Origin of the sequence: Alicyclobacillus hesperidum (assembly GCF_900107035.1) — a bacterium.
GTDB classification, from domain to species: Bacteria; Bacillota; Bacilli; order Alicyclobacillales; family Alicyclobacillaceae; genus Alicyclobacillus; species Alicyclobacillus hesperidum.
In genome coordinates, this window is sequence record NZ_FNOJ01000014.1 from 60036 (window position 1) to 66664 (window position 6629).

The window sequence follows — 6629 nt, forward strand, 5'->3', positions numbered from 1 at the left end:
TCCTCCGGCCAACGGCAGACAGTCATTCCGCCTGTGGTTGCGTCACCGTAACATGTGGCTTTTTCGCACGGCGCAAGTAGATTGTTTCAAGAAACCCAAATGGGCGGATCAAACGGAGTGCTGGCTCGTCGCTGGAGACAACCAGGAGAAGGCCGAGATCGTGCCGCTCGCCCTCGAAAATGGGACTACTCAGCAGGCGAACTTCCCCATCCGCATCTAGCACTTGAAATCGTGCATACGCCGGGTTTTGTTCCATGGCGAAGTGAATATCATACTCGGTATGTACCGGCGACTGATTGACATGCGTGACAATCTCGCCTGGTCGAATGCCAATTTTGTCGCTCAGTGAACCACGAATCGTATATAGCACGCGCACGCCCCGATTGTTTGGCGTGTATAGCGGCTCCACAGCCGCGTCAATCCGCCGCCAAAGGAAACGAAATACTTCAGCGATGAGGATGAGTGCAACGGCAGCCCAAACCGCCAAAAGCGGAGCGTACAGGCGGGCAAGCACAAAACCAGCCGCTGCCACCATTGCGCGCACCAAGTCAAACCAGCGAACGTGCGTCAGCGCTCCTTGCGGCCGGAGGCCTGTGAATACGGCGTGGAGTCCGAACACCAGCGGCAAGATTCCGATTTCGATGGGCTGACCTAGAGGCATCCGCCAGGGATGGAAGCCGGACTGCCACATCAAGGCATGCCCCCCCAAAGGATGCATCCATACAGCCACAGGCATGGCATAACCCAGTTGCAGTTTGAGCGCACCAATCCGCCTGCCCCGTCGCGACGTGAGCAGGGCCGGCAGTATGGCGTCGCGCACGCCCCAAAACGTCATGATGCATTCGGCACAACAACTCACAGCGACAATCGCCAGCCATGCACCAATCGGAAAGGATTCAACCACGTGCAACCATGACCATCCGATTACACGCGATAGATGTGCCTGGCGAGCGCAAAATGAGATGACTGCGGCGGCTGCGACTGCAAATGGCGTCGCCGCAAAGCGTGATCGGATCACGCCGAGCACAATCGACATGGCACTCACATAGGCTATCGACTGCCACGTCACGGAGACACCGCAAGCAAACAGCGCGATGGACCCGACCAAACCAACCAGACAGGCCCTTGCGTAGCGCAAAATGAGCGTCTGACCGATGCGCGTCACACGAATACCAAACCATTCACGCTCGCTGCGGACATTGCGAACGAGGTCCCAAATGACGAAGCCTGTCGACAAATAGTGTAACGGATTGAGCAAGAATGACAGTATAGCGATTGATACAATCGCCCACCACCCATTCGCCGTCAGATGCATGCGGACGTATCCCTTCTCGACTGATGCGCGAACTCATTGGCTCCCTTAGACTCGCAGGAAGCGGCGAACAGACATCACGCCTCCCCACAGCCCGATGAACAGGCCGATGGCCAACAAAATCACGGCGAGTTTAACACCGAGATCCCCGGCCTGCACCAACGGGAAAGCAAGCCCGCTAAACACTCCTTTGGCGCGAATATACAGCGATCGGTAGCCGTAGACAAGCACCAATACGGGAACGACCGCCCCGACCAAACCGATAAGCATTCCTTCTACGATAAACGGCCACCGAATGAACCAGTTTGTCGCCCCGACCAGCTTCATGATTTCGATCTCGCGGCGCCGTGAAAAAATCGTAATGCGAATCGTATTCGAAATGAGGAACATCGACGTGATGAGCAAGGCCACGACGAACACGACACCGACGTCACGGACGATGGCTAACGTTCGGAAAATGGCCGCAGCCAACTGGTGTGGATCTCGCACCGTGGCAACCCCTTGAATTTCTTCAACCTGTCGAGCAATCCGGTCAATCTGATGCGGATCAGCGGGTTTGACGACTAGCTGTATCGGCAACGGATTCTGTTTGAACGCATTGAGAACGTCGCCCATCTCAGACCCCAGTTCCTTCTTCATCTGCGCCAGGCCCTCGTTCTTCGAGATCACCTGCACGGACTCCACACCAGGCAGGGCCTTGATTTGAGCGGCAATCGCACTACCTGTCTGCTGCGTCGCATTCACGTTGAGAAAAGCACTGAACTCCAATTGCGAAGTTACATCCGTCGACATTTGTGCGACGTTGAACGTGAGAATGAGCGAAAACCCTAGCACCGCAAGCGTCACGATAACCGCACTCATCGATGCGAACGACATCCAGCCATTGCGGATGACGTTTTTGATCCCTTCTCGCAGATGCCGGAATATCCTACTCATCATATCCGTAATACCCTTTCTCCTCGTCTCTGACGATCACGCCGTTTTCAATGGCAATAACGCGCCTCCGCATCGAATTGACAATTTCCCGGTTGTGCGTAGCCATCACAATGGTCGTACCACGATCATTGATGTGTTGAAACAACCGCATGATACCCCACGATGTGTCCGGGTCCAAGTTGCCCGTCGGTTCATCGGCGATGATCACCGCCGGGTTATTCGCGAGCGATCTCGCAACCGCCACGCGTTGCTGTTCACCGCCAGATAGTTGAGAAGGCAGCATGTCCATCTTGTCCTCCAAACCGACCTGGCTCAGAACTTCTCGCACCCGCTTACGGATTTGCTTGTGCGACAAGCCAATCACCTCGAGTGCAAATGCGACGTTTTCAGCCGCAGTCAGCTTAGGGAGTAATTTGAAATCCTGAAAGACGACCCCGATACTCCGGCGGAGCAACGGAATTTTGTGATCCTTCAGGCGCTCGATGTTGAATCCATTGACGAAAATGTGTCCGCGGGTCGGACGGACTTCTCTGTACATTAATTTGATAAATGTCGACTTCCCGGCACCGCTGGGTCCGACGACGTAAACGAACTCTCCCTTTTGAATCTGCACAGAGATGCCATTCAGGGCCTGCGTACCGTTCGGGTACTCCTTCCATACATCCTGCATTTCAATCACTGCGCAAATCGACTCCTCTGTCACACAATAAATCGGTTTAGGTTTACGTCGGCAAGTCCGCCTGTCGGGCAAAAAATCACCATCACCCTCTACACAAAGGAGACAGTTCGACGCGATCCGGCAAAATTCCTGTTGTTAAAACTTGACCAACCTGCAAACATTGTTCGGCAAATTAGAGATCGCGCAGCTGCACGACGAGTTTGTCCGTCGTGAAGGCATCCACGACCTCCCAATCGATCCACTCGGCAACCCCATGCGTCTGCCGCACACGTAGAATTCCAGGTTTCTCAAAGCGAATTGGTTCTTTGAGAATGTCGTGTTCGAAATAGCGATCACTGGGGCCAGTGTCGGTTGGGAAAACCATGCCTGGAAGGGCACAAACCGCAAGATTGTGCAAGCGTCCTACACCTGTTTCGTACATGCCTCCACACCAAAGGCCAATCTTATACTGCTGCGCAACCTGATGAGCACGTATAACTTCACCAATCCCGCCAAGACGACCAGGCTTTATGTTGACAATACGACACGCACCAATCTTGGCCGCCCGCCGCACATCTTCAGCGCTGCGTATGCTCTCATCCAGACATATAGACGTTTGCAACCGGGCCTGAAGTTCAGCGTGATCGACCATATCGTCGTAGGCAAGCGGCTGCTCAATCATCATAAGAGCCAAGCGATCCAGTTCTAACAGGCGGTCCATGTGATCGAGACGGTATGCACTGTTTGCATCAGCCATCAGTGCAACATCGGGGAATGCTTTGCGAATAGCAAGAAGCGGGTCACGGTCTGCCTCTGGCGAGATTTTTAGTTTAATCCGCCGATAACCTTCCTGTAGAGCCCGCTCTACGCGCAAGAGCAATTTTTCCATAGAAACCTGGATGCCAATGCTAATACCTACATTGATCTCCTCGTACACACCGCCTATGAGCTTTGTCATGGACGTATCGTGCTCCATCGACCACAGATCCCAAAACGCCATCTCCACGGCAGCTTGTGCCATCTTGTTACCACGAATGTCCGACCAGATCTCCGTCAAAGTGTCTGGCTCCAGCGTCTTCTGGCGTTGTGCCCGTGCAAGCCGTGGGAGCAGATGATGGCGAATGACGTGCCACGCAGTCGCGACCGATTCCTCGGTGTACGTCGGTTCCCGCATGGCGACACATTCTGCGACACCCATGGCGCCGCTATCGCTTTGCAACTCGATCAGGATCGCGGTCTTCATTCGGTGCTCCCCATAAGCAGTCCGCATTGGCTCGACAAGTGGGATTTCTAATCTACGAAACGTACAGGATGCAATCATATTGTCGATGCCCTCCTGGTATACCATCAAGTCTTCGATTACTTTGAAGTTGGCCTGATCCGGCCACTGGATTCACATTTGTATAGTGTAGCAATCTTCGTACGGAACTACAGTCAAATCTGGAGAATGAAGTGGAGAACGCGAGCGTGATCGTAGGCAGAATGAAACCGGGGTCAGTTTTGGCAAACCGGCTGATAGAAGGATGCAACAAAAACAGGACTGCCTTATAGATCATACGATCCATAAGGCAGTCCGATTGTCCGGTTACTTCACAGGTTTCAGGTGATCCATGATAATGGCAGCAGACTGGAACGTATATGGCGCCGGATTGATCCACAGGTTGTTCTTCGTCGGCCACCCTGTGAATTTCGCATCGTTATACTCATACCACAGCTCGCCATCGAAGATTGGAATTACAGGTAGTTGCTGCGTTACGATCGACTCAACCTTATACAAAGCCTGCTTTTGTTGAGACACATTTGTAGTCGCAGCAAACTGCGTAAGTGCCGCATCAACCGCTGGATTTCGATACTGCTCAATGTTGAAATTGCCCTTCGAATCGAGCATATCGTAATAAATCGTATACGGCGTAGGGCCTTCATTTGTCCAAGACAACGCGAGATCGTAATGCGGTTTCAATCCTGCCCCGGGATTGATGAGATTGTAATACGCAGAGAATTGTTGTTGAACAACGTTAATGTTAATACCGATCTGCTGCAACTCTTGCTTAATGAGGAGCGCATCTTCGTCCCAGTCACTCCACCCTGTAACCGTAAGCAACTGGAATGATAATTCCTTTCCGTCTTTAGCGAAAATCCCATGACTATCCCGACGGAACCCGGCCTTCTCCAGAATTTGCACAGCCTTTGCGTCATTCACGGTGAACGACTTGCCAGTCCCCTGCAGATTTGGATTCAACCACGACATCTGCGAAGGAATCAAGCTGGTTGGCACCGGAAGTTGTGAGTATCCTGTTTCACCTTTCGACTGAATCACATTGCGATTAATCGCAAGATTAATGGCCTCCCGAACAGGTAGCTGACTCAACAAAGGGTTGTTAAAGTTCGGATACATCTCTACTACGCTGCCGGCCGCAAAGTAATAGTGATTATGCTTCGGATCCGCAGAGACATAGGTCTTCTGAATATCGGGAATATCAATGCCGGACCAGTCAATCTCACCGCTGGCCAATGCCAAGTCGGCAGTTTGGTTGCTCGTGTATGCAGGATACTTCACGTACTGAACCTTCGGCACACCCCCGTAATAGAGTTTGTTCGCTTCAAACGTATACATCTGGGGTGAGAAGGAAACAAGCTTGAAAGGGCCGCTACCGATGGCTTTCTGCCACGGCAATTTTACTTTCGTAGGATCACCCAGTGACTTCCACTCGTGTTCCGGCACGATATAAGTCGAACCTAGTACGTATTGCTCCGCAAACGGAATGTCAACGGCTTTGAAAGTAAACACAAGTTTAGAATTGCCAACCGCCTTCACACTCTCCAACTGCGACCAGACGTTATTCGTATCGGCTGCGGGATACTTCTTCAGTTCATTAAATGTGAATACAACGTCTTGAGCCGTGAACTTCACACCGTCAGACCACTTCGCATTCGGTTGCAAATTAACGGTCAACGTCTTGTTTCCATTACTAAACGCATAGCTCTTACCGAGTAGATTGAAAGTCTTGCCGGTGACGCTATCAAAATAGAACAGCGTCTCGTAAATGTTACCGAACGTCCCGTCATTGGTACTCGGATCAAAAGGATTGAAGCTATCAGCGAAGTTACCCTTGGGGCTCGTGAGTACGGTCAGAGTTGAAGCCGACGGACTTGTAGATGCGGAAGCGCTTACCTCTTTGGTAGAAAGAGTGGGTTGTGACGAACCACCCTGTGCAACCCCGGCGTACGCGCCACCAGCGACCACAACGGCCGCTGCAACAGCGATGCCAGCCACGTGTTTCTTTTTCATTTCTAATCCCCCTTGTAACAAGACCAAATGTCGGCGAATCTTACTTTTATTCGCCACGCCAACTAACTAAATCGATTTATATTGATCATAGCGGCTTACGCATACGTTTTCAATACCATTTTCACAAAAAATCAACATCCTCATATTGTATAAGATATAAACTATAGGTCCCACACCCATAGTACCGATACGCTTTCGACGTCTCCTACAGATGCACTCGGCTAGGATGAGCTTTTGTTTTCGGGGATGTGGGCGGGGAATGGTGCATATAGCAAAACAGAGCCAGGCAACTTCGCCTGACTCTGTTCTCTCTTGCCTGGCAACGACCTACCTTCCCAGTCCCTCTCGAGACAAGTATTCTCGGCGCTGGAGGTCTTCACGTCCGTGTTCGGGATGGGTACGGGTGTTTCCCCTCCGCTATGGTCACCAGACTA

The 6629-nt window shown here is 51.9% G+C and carries 5 protein-coding genes and 1 rRNA gene; all 6 read right to left on the bottom strand.

The window, feature by feature from the left end; translation table 11 throughout:
* Positions 1–22: 22 nt before the first annotated feature.
* The 6 genes from BLU70_RS10660 to rrf all read right to left on the bottom strand — a co-directional run bounded on the left by BLU70_RS10660 (position 23) and on the right by rrf (position 6626).
* The gene (locus BLU70_RS10660) at positions 23–1315 is read right to left on the bottom strand and encodes a PDZ domain-containing protein (protein ID WP_074693439.1); all 1293 of its coding nucleotides are present in this window, start codon (positions 1313–1315) and stop codon (positions 23–25) included.
* Between the two features lie 45 nt (positions 1316–1360).
* Positions 1361–2251 (bottom strand): permease-like cell division protein FtsX, encoded by an 891-nt coding sequence (gene ftsX, locus BLU70_RS10665; RefSeq protein WP_040289127.1) that lies wholly within the window; start codon positions 2249–2251, stop codon positions 1361–1363.
* Complete coding sequence (gene ftsE, locus BLU70_RS10670; protein WP_040289128.1) at positions 2241–2927, bottom strand: cell division ATP-binding protein FtsE; 687 nt, start codon at positions 2925–2927, stop codon at positions 2241–2243. Before ftsE ends, ftsX begins: the two co-directional genes overlap by 11 nt.
* A 172-nt stretch (positions 2928–3099) precedes the next feature.
* Entirely contained in the window at positions 3100–4254 is a 1155-nt protein-coding gene (gene menC, locus BLU70_RS10675) for an o-succinylbenzoate synthase (protein WP_083341261.1), read from the bottom strand.
* Positions 4255–4491: 237 nt separating this feature from the next.
* On the bottom strand, positions 4492–6195 hold the full coding sequence (locus tag BLU70_RS10680) for an ABC transporter substrate-binding protein (protein WP_074693441.1): 1704 nt from the start codon (positions 6193–6195) through the stop codon (positions 4492–4494).
* A 314-nt stretch (positions 6196–6509) separates the two neighbouring features.
* A 5S ribosomal RNA gene (gene rrf, locus BLU70_RS10685) occupies positions 6510–6626 on the bottom strand.
* Between the last annotated feature and the right edge of the window lie 3 nt (positions 6627–6629).